Source organism: Nocardia sp. CA-120079, assembly GCF_050955745.1.
Classification (GTDB): Bacteria; Actinomycetota; Actinomycetes; order Mycobacteriales; family Mycobacteriaceae; genus Nocardia.
Genome location: NZ_CP192088.1, coordinates 3,117,739 through 3,132,989, shown reverse-complemented (window position 1 = coordinate 3,132,989; position 15,251 = coordinate 3,117,739). Strand labels below are relative to the sequence as shown.

Genomic DNA, 15,251 nt, shown 5'->3' with positions numbered 1-15,251 from the left:
ACCGGTCAGACTAATCAACTGTGGCGCGACAGACAACCACCGGCGACGGTTCCGCCGCATCACGGCAATGAGTAGCCGCCGTCGACGACCAGGGAATGCCCGGTTACCCAACGGGATTCATCGCCGGCGAGATAGACGACCGCGCCGGTGATGTCGGCAGGTGCGCCGAATCCGAGCGGATGCTTGGCCTCGATCGCATTCATCGCCTCGGCGGGCAGGCCGTCGTGCACAGCCGTCGGGAAGGTGCCGGGACATACGGCGTTGACCCGAATTCCCTCCTTGGCGTACTCGAGTGCGGCGACCCGGGTCAGGTGGATCACTCCAGCCTTCGAGGCGCAGTAGGGCGCGGCATACGCCCAAGCGGTCAGCCCGCTGACCGAGGCGATATTGACGATGGAGACATTCGCCTTCTTGCGCAGCGCACGGGCGACGGCGCGGATGCCATGGAAGGTGCCGGTCAAGTTGACCGACATCGTGCGCTGCCAGTCCTCGGTGGACAGATGGTGGATGCGAGCGTTCGGCGACACGATGCCCGCGGTATTCACCAGCACATCGACGGTGCCGCTGCGCTCGACTGCGGACCGGATGAGCGCGTCGAACTCGTCACCGTCGGCGACGTCGAGCCGTTCGGTTGCCACGGCAATTCCCTTGTCGTGCAATGTATCCGCCAGCGATGCCATGGCATCGACATCGAGATCGGCGAGGACGAGATCGCGAACCCCCTCCTCGGCGCAGCGCAGCGCGACCGCCGAGCCGAGCGCGCCACCCGCGCCGGTCACCACCGCGGTCTTGCCTTCGAGCCTCGAACCCATGTCGGCCTCCCAAGTCGGGACAGTGAATTAATTAGAACACTCGGTATACAAAACCAAAACCGCAAATCTGTCAAGGTTTCGCGTGCCGGCCCGGAAATGCCGAACGCCGCGTCGGACAACACGTGGTTGCCGAACGCGGCGTTCTGTCGGTGAGGTGCTAGGCGGTACTCGCTGCTGTCTGCGCCTCGACCTGCGCTTCCAGCGCATCGAGATCGCATTTGCCGTCGGCGAAGCCATTGAAGAGCGTGTGGCAGTAGGACTTCGACAGGAATTTCGCATCCCAGCGCTTATCCGGGTCCAGCCACTGATAGGTGCGGTTGTGCATATTCAGAAATTGCAGCATGGCCAGGGTCGGGTCGGCCTTGCGCAGCGATCCGTCGTCCATCGCGTCGACCAGCAGCGACCGCACGACATGCTCGACTTCTTTGCGCTTCTCGAGCATGCGAGACAGATTTTCGCCGGTCAGTTGGCGATAGTCGTGTTCGTACACCCAGATGTGGTCCAAGCGTTCGAAGATGACGTTCAGCAATTCCTCGGACAACAGCCGAAGTTTGACCAGTGGCCGCGCATCCAACTCCTGGATACGCGCGGCGACCGCCAGCAACGGATCGAGAACCCGGCCCTGGATTTCGACGAGCAGATTTTCCTTGGAGCCGATGTAGTAGTACAGCGCACCCTTGGCCAAGCCGACCGTGTCACCGATCTCGATGATCCCGGTCGCGGCATAGCCCTTTTTGGCGAACAGCGCCGCGGCCGTATCGATGATTTCCTGTCGCTTGACCTCGTAGGCGGGTCCGTGTCCTGGTGGTCGAGCCATCTCATCCCTCCCGCGGTCGCGTGCGAACCGAGTATACGCAGAGTGAACGGTCGGTAGAAACTACCGTGTGGGTGTCTGTCACGGGTGGGCGTCCAGCGATTCGCGAATCGCGGCCTCGATGCGCGCCTCGTCGGGCAGCCAGATCTGCTCCAGCGCCGGAGTGTACGGCGCGGGTGTCGCACCGGCGGTCACCCGGATCACCGGCGCGTCCAGGTACCAGAATCCCTCGCGGACCGCGCGGGCAGCCAGTTCGGCGCCGACACCGAATTCGCCGACGGCCTGATGGACGACCACCAGACGATTCGTCTTTTTCAGCGAAGTCAGGACGGTATCGAAGTCCAGTGGACTGATGGTCCGCAGGTCGATGACCTCGACCTCGATGCCCTCGGCGGACAGGCGATCGGCGACGGCGATGCAGTCGTACATCATCTTCGAATACGACACCACGGTCGCATCCACACCCGGACGTCGCACGATCGCCTTGCCGAGTGGCACAAGATGATCCGCCGACGGCTCGGGCCCCTTCTTGCCGTACAGGAGGCGGTTCTCGATGAAGATCACCGGATTGGGATCCTGGATCGCGGCCCGCAATAAACCATAGGTGTCGGCCGGAGTCGACGGCATCACCACCGTCAACCCGGGGATATGCGCGAGCAGACCCTCCAGGCTCTGGGAATGCTGACTGCCGGAGGACTTGCCCGCGCCGAACTGGGTGCGCACGACCAGGGGCATGGTCACCGCACCGCCGGTCATGAAGCGCAATTTGGCCGCCTGGTTCATCAATTGATCCAGGCAGACGCCGACGAAGTCGAAATACATCAGTTCGACGACCGGGCGGTAGCCCGCCATCGCCGCGCCCACCGCGGTCCCCATGATCGCGCTTTCGGAAATCGGGGTGTCGCGGACGCGGCCCGGGAATTTCTCGGCCAGACCGCGAGTCAAACCGTATACATTGCCGCCTTTTCCGACATCGATACCCGCCAGGAAGACGGTCGGATCGTCGTCGAGCTCGCGGGTCAGCGCATTGGTGATCGCATGCATGATCTTCAGCGTTCCGCCGGCCGGGGTGGGCGGTTCCGGGATTTCGGCACGCGGCGTGGTGACGAAATCGCCGACCGTCTCGGCGGCGGGATACGGTGCGGCGGTGGCCTGCTCGATCGCGTGCTCGATCACAGCATCGACCTCGCGCTCGACGACCGCCAGTTGCTCGGCCGGCCCGCGCCCGCGCATGGTGTCGCCGAGCAGGATCAGCGGGTCGCGCTTCTTCCATTCGGCGAGTTCTTCGGCGTCCCGGTAGCTTTCGGGATCGCCCTCGTAGTGCCCGTGCCAGCGGTAGGTGGTGGCCTCGACGATCATCGGGCCCGCGCCTGCGCGCAGCCGAGCGACGAGCTCGCGCTGTAGCGCCGCGACCTGCACCACATCGTTGCCGTCCACCCCGTGGTATTCGACGCCGTAGCCCGCCGCGCGCTCGCGCAGGGTCGCCCGGTGCTGGTCGGCCGCCGCGGAGAATTCGGAGTAGCCGTTGTTCTCGCAGAAGAAGATGACGGGCAGGTCCCACACCGCGGCCAGGTTGACCGATTCGTGGAACACGCCTTGTGCGATGGCGCCGTCGCCGAAGAAGGCGACCACCACGCCGCCGTCCCGGCGCAGCTGGGCGGCGGTACCGGCGCCGACGGCGATCGGGAGGCCCGCGCCCACAATGCCGTTCGCACCGAAGATGCCCTTGCGCGGATCCGCGATGTGCATGGAGCCGCCGCGGCCCTTACAGGTTCCGGTCTCCTTGCCCATCAGCTCGGCGAACATGCCGTCGACATCGAGGCCCTTGGCGATGCAGTGGCCGTGGCCGCGATGGGTCGAGGTCACCACGTCACGGTCGTCGAGTGGCCAGCAGGCGCCGACCGCGGAGGCCTCCTGACCGATGGAAAGGTGCAGGAATCCAGGTATCCGGCTGTCGCGGTAAAGCCGGGCGGCGTGCTCTTCGAACCGCCGAATCGTCAGCATTCTCCGGTACATCTCGGTCAGCGTCGCCGCATTCCCCAAGTCCGTTGTCCGCAAGTTGGATTCAGTCATTGTCATGGTTTCTCACCGATCGCTCGACGGCCTCGCACTCGGTGCGACTGTTGACGTGCGGCACCGACAGTCAATATTATACCGAGTGTTCGAAAAAACAAGAGTCGCTGTTGGCGACCAGATGACAGGACGGACTCGCTATGGATCTAGACCTGCCCGTCGAGGCGATCGAGCTACAGAAGCTGTGCCGTGACTTCGCCGAACGGGAGATCGAGCCGCACGCCGAGTCCTGGTCGGAGCAGGAACGATTCCCGTCCGAGGTCTTTTTGAAAATGGGCGAGTTGGACCTGACCGGGCTGCTCGTCGCACCGGAGTACGGCGGCACCGATGCCGGGTTCGTCTCCTACGTGGCCGCGATGGAGATGATCGGCGCGGCGGATCAGTCACTGGCCGCCTGCTGGAACGCCCACTCCACCATCGCCTCACTCCCCCTGGCCACTTTCGGCACCGCGCAACAGAAGGCCGAATGGCTGACGCCGCTCGCGAGCGGTACCCATATCGGCGCCTTCGGACTGACGGAACCGACCGCGGGTTCGGATGCGGCAGGCATCCGGACCACTGCAAAGCGTGACGGCGACGGATGGCTCGTCAACGGCACCAAAATGTTCATCACCAATGCGGGCACCGAGATCAGCCTCGGTGTCACGATTCTCGCGGTGACCGGTACCGACGACGACGGAACCAGAAGGTACGGAACGTTTTTCGTGCCCACCGGCACGCCGGGCTACAGCCTCGGCCATCCGATGAAGAAGCTCGGCTGGCATGCGATGGATTCGCGGGAACTGATCTTCGACGATTGCTGGATCCCGGGCGAGAACCTGATCGGCGACGAGGGCAACGGGCTGCGGCAGTTCCTCGATGTGCTCGACGGTGGCCGCATCAGCGTCGCCGCATTGGCACTGTCACTGGCCCAAGAGGCGCTCGATCTCGCGGCGACCCACGCGTCCCAGCGCGAGCAGTTCGGCAAGACACTCTCCGCGTTCCAGGCGGTACAGCACAAGCTCGCCGATATGGCCACCGAGGTCGAAGCGGCCCGCGCCCTCGTCTACCGCGCCGCATGGCTCGCCGACCAGGGCAGGCCGTTCGGCCAGGCGGCGGCCATGGCCAAGTTGTACGCCTCCGAGGTGGCCAATCGCGTGGCCAGCGCCAGCGTGCAGATCCACGGCGGGTACGGCTACATGCGCGAGTCGAAGATCTCGCGCTTCTATGCCGATGCCAAGATCCTCGAAATCGGCGAGGGCACCAACGAGATTCAGCGCAATGTGATCGCGCGATATGTGGCGCGCTCGGCGCGAGCCTGAAAGCGGCGGGTGGGCAGCCGACCACTGCCCACCCACCCGGTCAGAAGGTCGGCAACTGGGGACGCTTCTTGACGTAACCACCCGCGTCGACGCGCATCTGCATGCCGGTGACCCAGCGGGATTCCTCGGAAATCAGAAAGAGCACGGCGTCGGCGATGTCCTCCGGCTCGACGTAGGGGTTACCCATGCCGGTGGTCGCGGGGAAGGAAACCAAGGCGTCCTCGCGCGTCGGATTCTCCAGATCGGGCCGGAACGAGCGGTACATCAGCTCGTTGTTGAGCATGTCGGTATTGACGTTCGTCGGGTGTACCGCATTGGCCCTGATCTGCCGGGATGCCAGCACGGTCGCGAGATCGTGGATGAAGGCGGCGACGGTGCGCTTGGCGAAGGAGTAACCGAGACCCCCGGGACCGTTGGCCGGATTGTCGACGCTCGCGGGAATCAGTGCCGCGAGCGATCCGGTCGCGACGATCGAGGCACCGGCCCGCAGATGCGGCAGGGCGGCCTCGACGGCATGGACCACGCCGTTGAAGTCGACGGTGATGGCATCGATGAAGGCCAGCGCACTGTCCTGCGGCCCCAGCGGGGCGATGCCGGCTTGTGCGACCACGCCGTCGAGCCGACCGAACTCGGCCACGCCCTCGGCCACCGCCGCCTTCAGCGCGGCGGGATCGCGCACATCGGCCTTGCGGGCGACAATGCGTCGCCCGAGTTTGTCCACCAGGCGGGCGGTTTCGTCGAGATCGTCCTGACTCGCCAATGCATAGCCGTTGGTGGCGATGTTCTCGCACAGATCTACGGCGATGATGTCGGCGCCCTCTTCCGCAAGCCGCAGCGCGTGCGCGCGCCCCTGGCCGCGGGCGGCTCCGGTAATGAAGACGACTTTGTCCTGTACTCGACCCATCGTGGGTTTTCCTTCCATCGACTCTCGCGGCGCGGCGGGACTCCTCGAATATGGGCGCGGCGCTACTCCGGCGCTGCCGTGGACACGGCGCGGCCGCACGATCCCGGCGAGCCGGTGCCATGAGCATAGTGAGTTCCACCGGAAATGGGTAGACTGAATATTGACTGACTAGTTGACTAAGGCACAGTTTCCGCTGAGTGAGAAGTAATCAGGTGTACACAATAAACCGAGTGATATAGAGTTTGTGGGCCAGCACACAGCTGGCTTGCGGCTCTGCACTGCGTGTGTCGAGGGCGGAGCAAGCCCCCTGCGGGAGGCGGTTCCCCGGCGCGCGGCGATCTGGACGAGGGAGCACAACGATGCCATTGCAGCCATGGATGAAGCTGCTGTCGACCGATGACCACCTGATCGAGCCCCCGCGGCTGTGGGTGGACCGGTTGCCCGCGAAGTACCGGGAGGCCGGTCCGCGGATCGTGGAGCAGACTCGAGAGGGCAACGCCGCACCGGCGGAGGTGTGGACCTATGAGGGTCGCATCTACCCCTACATCGGCCTGAATGCCGTGTCGGGCAAGAACCCCGAGGAATTCGGCACCGAGCCGACGCGCTACGACGAGATGATCCCGGGCTGCTACGACCCGAAGGCCCGGCTGCGCGATATGGACCTCGACGGCGTCTGGGGCGCGCTGTGCTTCCCATCATTCCCGCGCTTCGCGGGCACGGTATTCCTGGAGGGCCAGGACAAAGCACTCGCGCTGCTGTGTGTACAGGCGTGGAACGACTTCGTGCTCGACGAGTGGTGCACGGCCGGTCCGGCCGACCGCCTCATCCCACTGAGCATTCTGCCGCTGTGGGATGTGCAGGCGTGCGTCGCGGAGATCCACCGCGTCGCGGCCAAGGGCTCGAAGGCGATCTCTTTCCCGGAGAATCCGGCGCCATTGGGATTGCCGTCCTTCTACAGCGATTACTGGGATCCGATGTTCTCCGCGCTCGAGGAAACCGATATGCCGCTATGCCTGCACTTCGGCACCTCGGGCAAACCACCGAAAACCTCCGAGGATGCCCCGTTCGCGGTGACTATCTCGCTGTTCGGCTGCAACTCCATGTTCGCGACCGCGGACCTGTTGTTCTCGCCGGTGTTCCACCGGCACCCCAGGCTGAAGGTCGGTCTGTCCGAAGGCGGCATCGGGTGGATGCCCTACATGTTGGAGCGGATGGACGGAACGTGGGAGCGGCACCGCTTCTACCAGAACATCAATCAGGAAGTGCGGCCCTCGGACCTGTTCAAGAAGCATTTCCACGGCTGCTTCATCGACGACCGGTTCGGCATCGAGGTGCGCCACCACATCGGCGTCGAGCGCATCACCTGGGAATGCGACTACCCGCACTCGGACTCGTACTGGCCCAAGAGCCGTGCCTACGCGGCCGAAGTGCTCGCCGACGTACCGGATGACGAAGTGCACGCGATGGTCGAGCTCAACACCCGTCGGCTCTACAACCTGCCCGCATGAGTCGCAAGCCCGAGTCGGAGCGCTCCGACTGGACGGAACTGGATCTGCTCACCCGCGAGGAGGCTTACGGCCGCCTGCAGGAGGAGATCGGCGAGGTGCAGGCGCGGCTGCCCGAACTCGGTGCGGCCGACGCCGCCGAGCGTGAACTGCTCGAGACCCGGCTGCGCGCGCTGCGCGAGGCCGCAGCCGATCTACTCGGCTCCTGACCGGCCACATCGGTCAGGTACGCGGAAAGCATTGCACAACAAAGGAACTGAGGTTGGTATGGGGCGTGTAGAGGGCAAGGTCGCACTCATCACCGGAGCTGGGCGCGGCCAGGGGCGCTCGCATGCGGTGCGGCTGGCGGAAGAGGGGGCCGCCGTCGTGATCACCGATGTCTGCCAGGAGATCAGCCAGGCGCTGCCCTATCCGCTGGCGACGAAGGAACAGCTCGAGGAGACCGCGAAGCTGGTCGAGGCCGTCGGCGGCCGGTGCGTCACCCTGCAGGCCGACGTGCGCTCGCTCAGCGATATGCGGGCCGCGGTCGACGCGGCGACGGCCGAATTCGGTCACCTCGACACGATTGTCGCCAATGCCGGGGTGATGAGTGCCGGTCGCGCGTGGGAATTGTCCGAGGAGGAGTGGGACGTCACCATGGACGTCAACCTCAAAGGTGTCTGGAACACCGTGCGTGCCGCGGTGCCCGGCATGATCGCCGCCGATGCGGGCGGATCGATCATCATCACCAGCTCGGCCGCGGGTATCCGGGGCCATGTGCCCTACGCCCATTATGTGGCGAGCAAGCACGGTGTGGTCGGCCTGATGAAGGCGCTGTCCAATGAGCTTGCCAAGCACCGGATCCGGGTGAACACCGTGCATCCCACCGGCGTCAGCGACACCGGCATCACGGTGGGCGTGCCGATGGAGGAGCTGAAGGAACGCGAGCCACTGTTCGCGCTGGCCGCGATGAATACGCTGCACACGCACGTCGAGCCGCGGGATATCTCGAATGCCGTGCTGTTCCTCGCTTCCGACGAAGCGCGGTACGTGACGGGACTGCAGTTCACCGTCGACGCGGGGTCGACCACCAAACCGTGAGCGAGCGAACAATAGACGCAGCCACATTCGTGGGAGCCGGACTCGTCGACCGGGTTCGTGATATCGCGGACGCCGACGTCGTCGTCAGCTGTCTGTTCAGTGATGCCCAGGTGCTCGAGGTGCTGCCCGAAGTCGTGGGAGCCATGCGCGCGGACGCGATTCTCATATCGCACACCACCGGGACGCCGGCGACGCTGAGTCGCCTCGACGAGTTCGCACATACCGGCAAGGCCGCGATCGTGGACGGACCGTTCAGTGGGACAGCGGATTCGGCGCGCGCCGGACGGCTCGTGGTCTACCTCGGCGGCGACCCCGACCATGTGGCGACGGCACGTCAGGTGGTGGGCGCCTATGCCGATCCCGTCATCACGACGGGTGCGCGTGGTACGGCGTTGCTGGTGAAGCTGCTCAACAATCTGCTGTTCGCGACGATCTCGCAGGTGACATTGCGTGGTCTCGCGGCGGGTCGATCGGTGGGTATCGAGGACAGCGCCTTGCTCGAAGTCCTCGCGGTCAGCGCCGGTGGCAGCAATGCGGGGCGTCATATCGCCGCCGTCGGCAGTCCCGACCAGTATGCCGAAACCGTCAGTCCTTTCCTGCGCAAGGATCTGGCGGCCTGCCGGGAGGTCGCGGCCGAAGTGGGCGTCGACCTCTCGGAACTGCTGGCCATCGCCTATGCCGGGCCGATGGATCTCAGCGAAATCTCTCCTTTCGAGAACGGAGTTGTTCGATGAAGATCACGATCGACAGTTCGCTGTGTTCCGGACACGCCCGGTGCGCGGCCGCGGCACCGGAGTTGTTCGAACTCGATGACGACGGTTACGCACTGCCTTTCGCGGGTGAGGTACCCGCGGATCTCGAGAACGCGACGCGCGAGGGCGAAATGGCCTGTCCGGAGCGCGCCATCACCATCGAGTGACAACGTTGCCAGACTCGGCGCCCCGTCGAGAACCTGCCGCAGGTCTCTGGACGGGGCGCTCGTGCTCCCGCTAGGCGTTGTTGAGGTACGCGAGTACCGCGAGCACCCGACGATGCCCGCTATCTGTCGTCGGCAGGCCGAGCTTCTGGAAGACATTGCCGATGTGCTTGCTCACCGCGCGTTCGGTGACGACGAGTGTCTCGGCGATGGTCGCGTTGTCGTGTCCGGCCGCCATCAATTCGAGCACCTCGCGCTCCCGCGGAGTCAGCGAGTCCAGGGGCGAATTCCGGCGGCGGGTGAGCAGTTGGCTCACCACTTCCGGGTCGAGTGCGGTGCCGCCCGCCGCGACCCGGTCCAGTGCCTCCAGGAATTCGTCGACGCGCCCCACCCGATCCTTGAGCAGATAGCCGACCCCGCTGGCCCCGCCGCCGAGCAATTCGGCGGCATAGGACTCCTCGACGTACTGCGAGAGCACGAGCACCGGCAATCCGGGCAATTCCTTGCGCGCGGCCAGTGCGGCGCGCAGACCCTCGTCCCGGAAGGCCGGTGGCAGCCGGACATCGAGTACCGCGATATCCGGGCGGTGGGTGAGCAATGCGGGCAGAATCTCCGGTCCGCTGCCCGCCACGGCCACGACCTCGTGTCCGGCCGAGGTCAGTAACAGGACGAGTCCTTCCCGTAACAGGGCATTGTCCTCGGCCATCACCACGCGCACGGCAATTCCACCTCGATTTCGGTAGGGCCCCCGACGGGGCTTGTCACAGAAAAGGTTCCGTCGAGCGCGGCGACCCGACGCTGCATGCCGAGCACACCGGACCCTGTCGCCTCAGCACCGTTGCCCCGCAGCATATCCTCGACTCCGCCCCGACCCTCGTCGCAGACCGACACGCGTAAACCGTGGTGTATCCGGATGATTCGGACCTCGGCGCGCTCGGACCCGCTGTGTTTGGCCACATTGGTCAATGCCTCGGCGACGACGAAATATGCCGCGGCCTCCACCGCCGCCGGAGCGCGCGGCCCCTGCGACACCTCGTCCACGTCCACGGTGACGTCGAGACCGCTATCGGTCGCGAGTGCCAGGATGGCTCCGGCCAGGCCGCGATCGGTGAGGATCGGCGGATGGATCACCCGCACGATGTGGCGCAGTTCGGTCATCGCTTCCTCGGTCAGCTGCTGTGCCTCGTCGAGCAGCTTGCGCGCGTTCGCGGGATCGCGGTCCAGCGCGCGTTTCGCCAGACCGATCCGCATGGACAGCGATACCAACCGCGCCTGCGTGCCGTCGTGCAGATCGCGTTCGATCCGGCGCAGTTCGGCGCCGTGCGCGGCGATCGCACTGGCTCGGGTCTGCGTCAGCTCGTCGACCCGGGCCGCGAGCCACGCCTTGGGCGGGGGTCGCAGCAACGACCGCGACCATTCGGCGTCCAAATCGGCCAGTCGACCGATCAGTGGGAGTACCAATGCTTTTCGGCCGAGCAGACCGCACCACACGCCGTCGATGGGTAGGCCGATCAGCCACAGCGGTATCGCCAGGTAGGCCAGGGCGCCGTAGAAGTAGTAGGCCAGCATCCAGCGCAGGTCGGCGAGCGTCGTCGGGTCGCGCACGACCGCGCGCAGGCTCTGCCGTAGCGGGCCGCTGATCGGCGAATACGCCTCCGGGACGGGGCGGCCGGTCCATACCGCCACCTGGCGCCGCTTGCTGCCCGCGAACTGGCGCACCAGCTGGACCGTCACCGGCACCATCCCGATACCGATCAGTGACAGCGCACCGGCCAGCGTCAGCAACAGCATCGAGATGAACAGGTACGAGCCGAAGGCCAGCGCCGCGGCGTTGGCCAGCTGCACGGTTGCCCGCGCCGCCTGTCGCACCGTTTTCCGCATGTGACCAGGCTATGCGACGCGGTCCGCGCTGACGGTGTAGCGCGGTACCGCCGACGGGTGTAGCCAGGTACACCCCTACTTCGGGACCGCGCTCCCTCGTTGCGACGAGCGGCAGACGGAATCGTTTACGCCAGACGTTAACCGGCTCCGATCTCGAAGGAATCGCCATGAAGTCCGTACAGACGCTGCTCTCCGCGAAGCCCACCCTCTGGTTCCTGTTCTTGTTCAACCTCGCCATCGCGCTGGCGGCCGGCTTCGAACCGGTGGCCGAGGGCCTCGGCCTCGAGGGTGTCCAGCAGACAGTCACCTGCGTCGGCATGGGTCTGGTCTCGCTGGGTGCGGGCGCTGCCCTGCTGCGCAGGCGCCTGCAGCTCGTCTGAGCCGAACCACGAGAACTACGAAAGGGAGTCAGCCATGTATGTACCCGAGAGCGTACTGGTAGTCGGCGCCTCGGCGGCCGGACTGTCCACGGCGGAAGCCTTGCTGCGCAACGGATATCAGGGCAGTATCACCGTCCTCGGCGCCGAACCCGAACTCCCCTACGACCGGCCGCCGCTGTCGAAGCAGATCCTGGCCGGCGCCTGGGAAGCCGAGAAGGCGCAACTGCGCCCCACCACGCATCTGGCCGCGATGCCGATGGACCTGGTCCTCGGCGAGACCGCGGTGGCACTCGACCCGGTGAACCACATCGTGCACGCCGAATCCGGACTGTCCGTACAGGCCGACGCCGTCGTGATCGCCACCGGGGTGCGCGCCCGCACCCTGCCCGGCGCGGACGCCCTGGCCGGCGTGCACGTGCTGCGCACCCTCGAAGACGCCGTCGCCCTGCGTGCGGACCTGCTGCGCGCCACTCGGCTCGTGGTCGTCGGCGAAGGCGTGCTGGGCTCCGAAATCGCCGCCACCGCAAGGACTATGGGTCTGGACGTGACCGTGGTCGGTCCACTGTTGGCCCCCATGGCCGGACAGCTCGGCCCGGTGATCGCACCGCTGCTCGGCGACCTGCACACCGAACGCGGGGTGCGGTTGCGGCTCGGCACCGGAGTCGGTGAGTTCATCGACGACGGCGGCCGCGTCGGTGGCGTGCGGCTGGACACCGGTGCGGAACTGCCCGCCGATGTCGTGGTGGTCGCGGTCGGCGCGGTCCCGGCGACCGATTGGCTGGCCGACAGCGGACTGACGCTGGACAACGGCGTGGTGTGCGACTCCTATTGCCGTGCGGCCCAAGGCATTTACGCCGCAGGCGACGTCGCCCGCTGGCACGACGACCACGCGGGCGGCCTGGTCCGGATGGAAAACCGCACCAACGCCACCGAACAGGCCGCCGCGGTCGCCGCCAATCTGCTCGGCGCCGAACAGCGCTACACCCCGGTCCCCTACTTCTGGACAGATCAGTTCGACACCAAGATCCAGGTCCACGGCACCCTCCCGACCGGAGCGGCCGTGGAGATCGTGGACGGTTCCACCGAAGCGCGCAGATTCGTCGCCCGCTACACCCTCGACGGCCGGGTCACCGGCGTCGTCGGCTGGAACATGCCCAAACAGACCCGCCTGCGCGGGCAGGAAATCATCGACGCCCGGTCGGTCGCGACCAGCCGGCACTGACAGCGAGGAGCATCCCATGAAGGTCACCATCGACGAAGACAAGTGCGTCGCCTGCGGGCAGTGCGTCGCCGTCGCCCCCGATGTCTTCGACCAGCGCGACGAGGACGGCATCGTCATCCTGCTCGACGCGAACCCGCCCGCGGAACTGGCCGCCGACGTCCGGGAGGCCACCGCGGTCTGCCCGGCGCTGGTCATCACCATCCAGGAATAACCGTCCGCGAGAGGAAAACCCATGTCCGAGTCCATAATTTCCGCGGACCTGCCCGAATTCCCGATGGCACGCACCGCGGGCTGCCCGTTCGGGCCGCCGCAGCGGCAGCGCGAACTGCAGGCCGCGAAACCGCTGTCCCGCGTGCGGATCTGGGACGGGAGCACACACTGGTTCGTCACCGGCCACGCCGAACAGCGGGTGGTCCTGTCCGACCCGCGGTTCAGCGCCGACGAACGTCGTCCAGGATTCCCCCATCAGAACCTGGGCATGGCCGAAACCGTCGACCGTCGCCCGCTGACCATCTTCAACTCGGATGCACCGGAACACAGCCGGTTCCGCAGGCTGATGACATTTCCCTTCACCGTCAAGCGAGTCGAGGCGCTGCGGCCGGCGATCCAGCAGATCACCGATGACCTGATCGACGATATGTTGGCGGGCCCGAACCCGACCGACCTGGTCACCGCGCTGGCGCTGCCCCTGCCGTCGCTGATGATCTGCGAATTGCTCGGCGTCCCTTATGAAGACAAGGAGTTCTTCCACCGGCACGCGGGCGTCGCCGTCGACCGGAATGCCACGCCGGAAGAGAACGCTCGCTCGTCCACCGAAATTCTGGATTACCTCGCCGCGCTCGTCACCGCACGCATGGATTCTCCTGGCGAGGGCTGGATCTCCGAACTCGCCGAGCGGGTCGCGGCCGGGGAGGTCACCGTGCACGAGGCCGCGCAGATGGGCGTCGTATTGCTCATCGCCGGACACGACACCAGCGCGAATATGATCGCCCTCGGCACCCTCGCGCTGTTGCGGAATCCGGAGCAGCTCGCGGTATTTCGCGACAGCGACGATCCGAAGGTCATCGCGGGCGGCGTCGAGGAGATGCTGCGCTATCTGTCCATCGCCCAGCACGGACTACGCCGAATCGCGGTGGAAGATATCGAGGTCGGCGGAGAGGTCATCAGCGCGGGCGACGGCATCGTTGTGCCGCTGCCCGTTGCCAATTGGGATCCGGATGTCTTCCCCGAACCCGAATCGCTCGATCTGCACCGACAGGCGCGCCAACATCACGCCTTCGGGTTCGGCATCCATCAGTGCGTCGGTCAGCAGTTGGCCCGGGTGGAACTGCAGGTCGTCTACGGCACGCTCTACCGCCGCATTCCCACCCTCCGGCTGGCCACCACCTTCGATGACATCGAATTCAAAGAAGACCACTTCGCCCACGGCGTCCATGCTCTACCGGTCACCTGGTAGCACACGAAAGGTATTGATCACCATGACAAAGGAACTGATGGGCAAGGTTGCCATCGTCACCGGCGGCGCATCGGGAATCGGGCGCACGACCGTCGACAAATTCGTCGAAGAGGGCGCTCGCGTCGTCATCGCGGATATCAACTCCGAACAGGGTGCCGCCGTCGCCGCCGAGTACGGGCCCGAGGTGCTGTTCAAGCAGACCGATGTCGCGGATTCCGCGCAGATCGAAGAGCTGATCGCCTACACGGTGGCGCAGTTCGGCGGACTGGACATCATGTTGAACAACGCGGGTATTCCGACCGTGATGTACCCCCACTTCCTCGACGATCCGCTCGACGACTTCCAGCGGGTGATGGCCGTCGATCTGCTCGGCGTCATGCTCGGCACCCAGCACGCGGCCCGGTATATGGCCGCCAACGGCGGCGGCTCGATCATCAACACGACTTCCATCGGCGGCATCCAGGCGGGCGCCGGCGAGGCGACCTATCGCGCGGCGAAGGCCGGTGTCATCCACTTCACCAAATGTGCCGCCATCGACCTCGCAGCCCACGGCATTCGGGTCAATTGCATTGCGCCGGGCGCGATTCCGACCCCGATCATGCGCAGCACCCTCGCCCATCTCACCGACGGCGAAGATATGACGCAGCAACTGCGCGAGGTCATCAAGACCATCCGACCGCTGCGGCGCGAGGGCTCGGCGACCGATATCGCCGAGGCGACCGTGTTCTTGGCCGGTGACCGATCCGGCTACATCACCGGCACGATATTGCCGGTCGACGGCGGCATCGTCGCGGGCCAGGCGATGAATGCCCTCGCCGATATCGTGGAATCCCGCGCCAACGCCCTCACGGCGTGACCCGCTTCGCACAGGGGTGGCACCAGTGGTGCCACCCCTGTGCGATGCGGT

Annotated in this window: 17 protein-coding genes; 11 read left to right on the top strand and 6 right to left on the bottom strand. The window is 65.9% G+C overall.

What is annotated here, in order from left to right; translation table 11 throughout:
- Window positions 1-59 precede the first annotated feature (59 nt).
- From ACQPYR_RS14205 to ACQPYR_RS14195, 3 genes are all read right to left on the bottom strand, one after another.
- Window positions 60-812, bottom strand: coding sequence for an SDR family NAD(P)-dependent oxidoreductase (locus ACQPYR_RS14205; protein WP_433632233.1), 753 nt, complete (start codon window positions 810-812; stop codon window positions 60-62).
- A 157-nt stretch (window positions 813-969) separates the two neighbouring features.
- On the bottom strand, window positions 970-1,629 hold the full coding sequence (locus ACQPYR_RS14200) for a TetR family transcriptional regulator (RefSeq protein ID WP_433632231.1): 660 nt from the start codon (window positions 1,627-1,629) through the stop codon (window positions 970-972).
- Window positions 1,630-1,707: 78 nt separating this feature from the next.
- A complete protein-coding gene (locus ACQPYR_RS14195) occupies window positions 1,708-3,699 on the bottom strand; it encodes an alpha-ketoacid dehydrogenase subunit alpha/beta (protein ID WP_433632229.1) in 1,992 nt (663 codons plus the stop codon).
- Between the two features lie 140 nt (window positions 3,700-3,839).
- Between ACQPYR_RS14195 and ACQPYR_RS14190 the strand changes: the two genes are divergently transcribed.
- A complete protein-coding gene (locus tag ACQPYR_RS14190; protein ID WP_433632226.1) occupies window positions 3,840-5,000 on the top strand; it encodes an acyl-CoA dehydrogenase family protein in 1,161 nt (386 codons plus the stop codon).
- A 40-nt stretch (window positions 5,001-5,040) separates the two neighbouring features.
- Here the strand turns inward: ACQPYR_RS14190 and ACQPYR_RS14185 are convergent, their stop codons facing one another.
- A complete protein-coding gene (locus tag ACQPYR_RS14185) occupies window positions 5,041-5,904 on the bottom strand; it encodes a mycofactocin-coupled SDR family oxidoreductase (RefSeq protein WP_433632223.1) in 864 nt (287 codons plus the stop codon).
- 359 nt (window positions 5,905-6,263) lie between these two features.
- On the opposite strand from ACQPYR_RS14185, the gene ACQPYR_RS14180 reads away from it, so the two are divergent.
- The 5 genes from ACQPYR_RS14180 to ACQPYR_RS14160 are packed head-to-tail and all read left to right on the top strand — an operon-like array spanning window position 6,264 to window position 9,408.
- On the top strand, window positions 6,264-7,412 hold the full coding sequence (locus ACQPYR_RS14180; protein ID WP_433632221.1) for an amidohydrolase family protein: 1,149 nt from the start codon (window positions 6,264-6,266) through the stop codon (window positions 7,410-7,412).
- On the top strand, window positions 7,409-7,618 hold the full coding sequence (locus ACQPYR_RS14175; RefSeq protein WP_433632218.1) for a hypothetical protein: 210 nt from the start codon (window positions 7,409-7,411) through the stop codon (window positions 7,616-7,618). Before ACQPYR_RS14180 ends, ACQPYR_RS14175 begins: the two co-directional genes overlap by 4 nt.
- Window positions 7,619-7,676: 58 nt before the next feature.
- On the top strand, window positions 7,677-8,489 hold the full coding sequence (locus tag ACQPYR_RS14170) for a mycofactocin-coupled SDR family oxidoreductase (protein WP_364479182.1): 813 nt from the start codon (window positions 7,677-7,679) through the stop codon (window positions 8,487-8,489).
- Window positions 8,486-9,223, top strand: a complete 738-nt coding sequence (locus ACQPYR_RS14165) for an NAD(P)-binding domain-containing protein (RefSeq protein ID WP_433632215.1) — start codon at window positions 8,486-8,488, stop codon at window positions 9,221-9,223. The genes ACQPYR_RS14170 and ACQPYR_RS14165 overlap by 4 nt, the downstream gene beginning before the upstream one ends.
- The gene (locus ACQPYR_RS14160) at window positions 9,220-9,408 is read left to right on the top strand and encodes a ferredoxin (protein ID WP_433632212.1); all 189 of its coding nucleotides are present in this window, start codon (window positions 9,220-9,222) and stop codon (window positions 9,406-9,408) included. The genes ACQPYR_RS14165 and ACQPYR_RS14160 overlap by 4 nt, the downstream gene beginning before the upstream one ends.
- Before the next feature lie 70 nt (window positions 9,409-9,478).
- On the opposite strand, the gene ACQPYR_RS14155 is transcribed toward ACQPYR_RS14160, so the two are convergent.
- Window positions 9,479-10,123 carry a LuxR C-terminal-related transcriptional regulator gene (locus ACQPYR_RS14155; RefSeq protein ID WP_040701288.1) on the bottom strand — a complete coding sequence of 215 codons (645 nt, stop codon included), beginning with the start codon at window positions 10,121-10,123 and terminating at the stop codon, window positions 9,479-9,481.
- On the bottom strand, window positions 10,111-11,286 hold the full coding sequence (locus ACQPYR_RS14150; RefSeq protein WP_433632209.1) for a histidine kinase: 1,176 nt from the start codon (window positions 11,284-11,286) through the stop codon (window positions 10,111-10,113). The genes ACQPYR_RS14155 and ACQPYR_RS14150 overlap by 13 nt, the downstream gene beginning before the upstream one ends.
- Window positions 11,287-11,453: 167 nt before the next feature.
- Here ACQPYR_RS14150 and ACQPYR_RS14145 point away from each other — a divergent pair, with 167 nt between their 5' ends.
- From ACQPYR_RS14145 to ACQPYR_RS14125, 5 genes are read left to right on the top strand one after another with little or no spacing between them, the layout of a single operon-like run.
- Window positions 11,454-11,666 (top strand): hypothetical protein, encoded by a 213-nt coding sequence (locus tag ACQPYR_RS14145; RefSeq protein WP_433632206.1) that lies wholly within the window; start codon window positions 11,454-11,456, stop codon window positions 11,664-11,666.
- A 34-nt stretch (window positions 11,667-11,700) separates the two neighbouring features.
- Window positions 11,701-12,888 (top strand): NAD(P)/FAD-dependent oxidoreductase, encoded by a 1,188-nt coding sequence (locus ACQPYR_RS14140; protein WP_433632204.1) that lies wholly within the window; start codon window positions 11,701-11,703, stop codon window positions 12,886-12,888.
- 16 nt (window positions 12,889-12,904) lie between these two features.
- Complete coding sequence (locus ACQPYR_RS14135) at window positions 12,905-13,099, top strand: ferredoxin (RefSeq protein ID WP_433632202.1); 195 nt, start codon at window positions 12,905-12,907, stop codon at window positions 13,097-13,099.
- A gap of 21 nt (window positions 13,100-13,120) precedes the next feature.
- The gene (locus ACQPYR_RS14130) at window positions 13,121-14,344 is read left to right on the top strand and encodes a cytochrome P450 (RefSeq protein WP_433632199.1); all 1,224 of its coding nucleotides are present in this window, start codon (window positions 13,121-13,123) and stop codon (window positions 14,342-14,344) included.
- Between the two features lie 22 nt (window positions 14,345-14,366).
- Window positions 14,367-15,200 (top strand): SDR family NAD(P)-dependent oxidoreductase, encoded by an 834-nt coding sequence (locus ACQPYR_RS14125; RefSeq protein WP_433632196.1) that lies wholly within the window; start codon window positions 14,367-14,369, stop codon window positions 15,198-15,200.
- Window positions 15,201-15,251 lie beyond the last annotated feature (51 nt).

Coding starts and splice junctions, on each gene's coding strand:
- ACQPYR_RS14145 (WP_433632206.1), top strand. CDS start 11,454: ATGAAGTCCGTACAGACGCTGCTCTCCGCGAAGCCCACCCTCTGGTTC.
- ACQPYR_RS14180 (WP_433632221.1), top strand. CDS start 6,264: ATGCCATTGCAGCCATGGATGAAGCTGCTGTCGACCGATGACCACCTG.
- ACQPYR_RS14130 (WP_433632199.1), top strand. CDS start 13,121: ATGTCCGAGTCCATAATTTCCGCGGACCTGCCCGAATTCCCGATGGCA.
- ACQPYR_RS14150 (WP_433632209.1), bottom strand. CDS start 11,286: ATGCGGAAAACGGTGCGACAGGCGGCGCGGGCAACCGTGCAGCTGGCC.
- ACQPYR_RS14140 (WP_433632204.1), top strand. CDS start 11,701: ATGTATGTACCCGAGAGCGTACTGGTAGTCGGCGCCTCGGCGGCCGGA.
- ACQPYR_RS14125 (WP_433632196.1), top strand. CDS start 14,367: ATGACAAAGGAACTGATGGGCAAGGTTGCCATCGTCACCGGCGGCGCA.
- ACQPYR_RS14175 (WP_433632218.1), top strand. CDS start 7,409: ATGAGTCGCAAGCCCGAGTCGGAGCGCTCCGACTGGACGGAACTGGAT.
- ACQPYR_RS14135 (WP_433632202.1), top strand. CDS start 12,905: ATGAAGGTCACCATCGACGAAGACAAGTGCGTCGCCTGCGGGCAGTGC.
- ACQPYR_RS14160 (WP_433632212.1), top strand. CDS start 9,220: ATGAAGATCACGATCGACAGTTCGCTGTGTTCCGGACACGCCCGGTGC.
- ACQPYR_RS14200 (WP_433632231.1), bottom strand. CDS start 1,629: ATGGCTCGACCACCAGGACACGGACCCGCCTACGAGGTCAAGCGACAG.
- ACQPYR_RS14170 (WP_364479182.1), top strand. CDS start 7,677: ATGGGGCGTGTAGAGGGCAAGGTCGCACTCATCACCGGAGCTGGGCGC.
- ACQPYR_RS14185 (WP_433632223.1), bottom strand. CDS start 5,904: ATGGGTCGAGTACAGGACAAAGTCGTCTTCATTACCGGAGCCGCCCGC.
- ACQPYR_RS14205 (WP_433632233.1), bottom strand. CDS start 812: ATGGGTTCGAGGCTCGAAGGCAAGACCGCGGTGGTGACCGGCGCGGGT.
- ACQPYR_RS14190 (WP_433632226.1), top strand. CDS start 3,840: ATGGATCTAGACCTGCCCGTCGAGGCGATCGAGCTACAGAAGCTGTGC.
- ACQPYR_RS14195 (WP_433632229.1), bottom strand. CDS start 3,699: ATGACTGAATCCAACTTGCGGACAACGGACTTGGGGAATGCGGCGACG.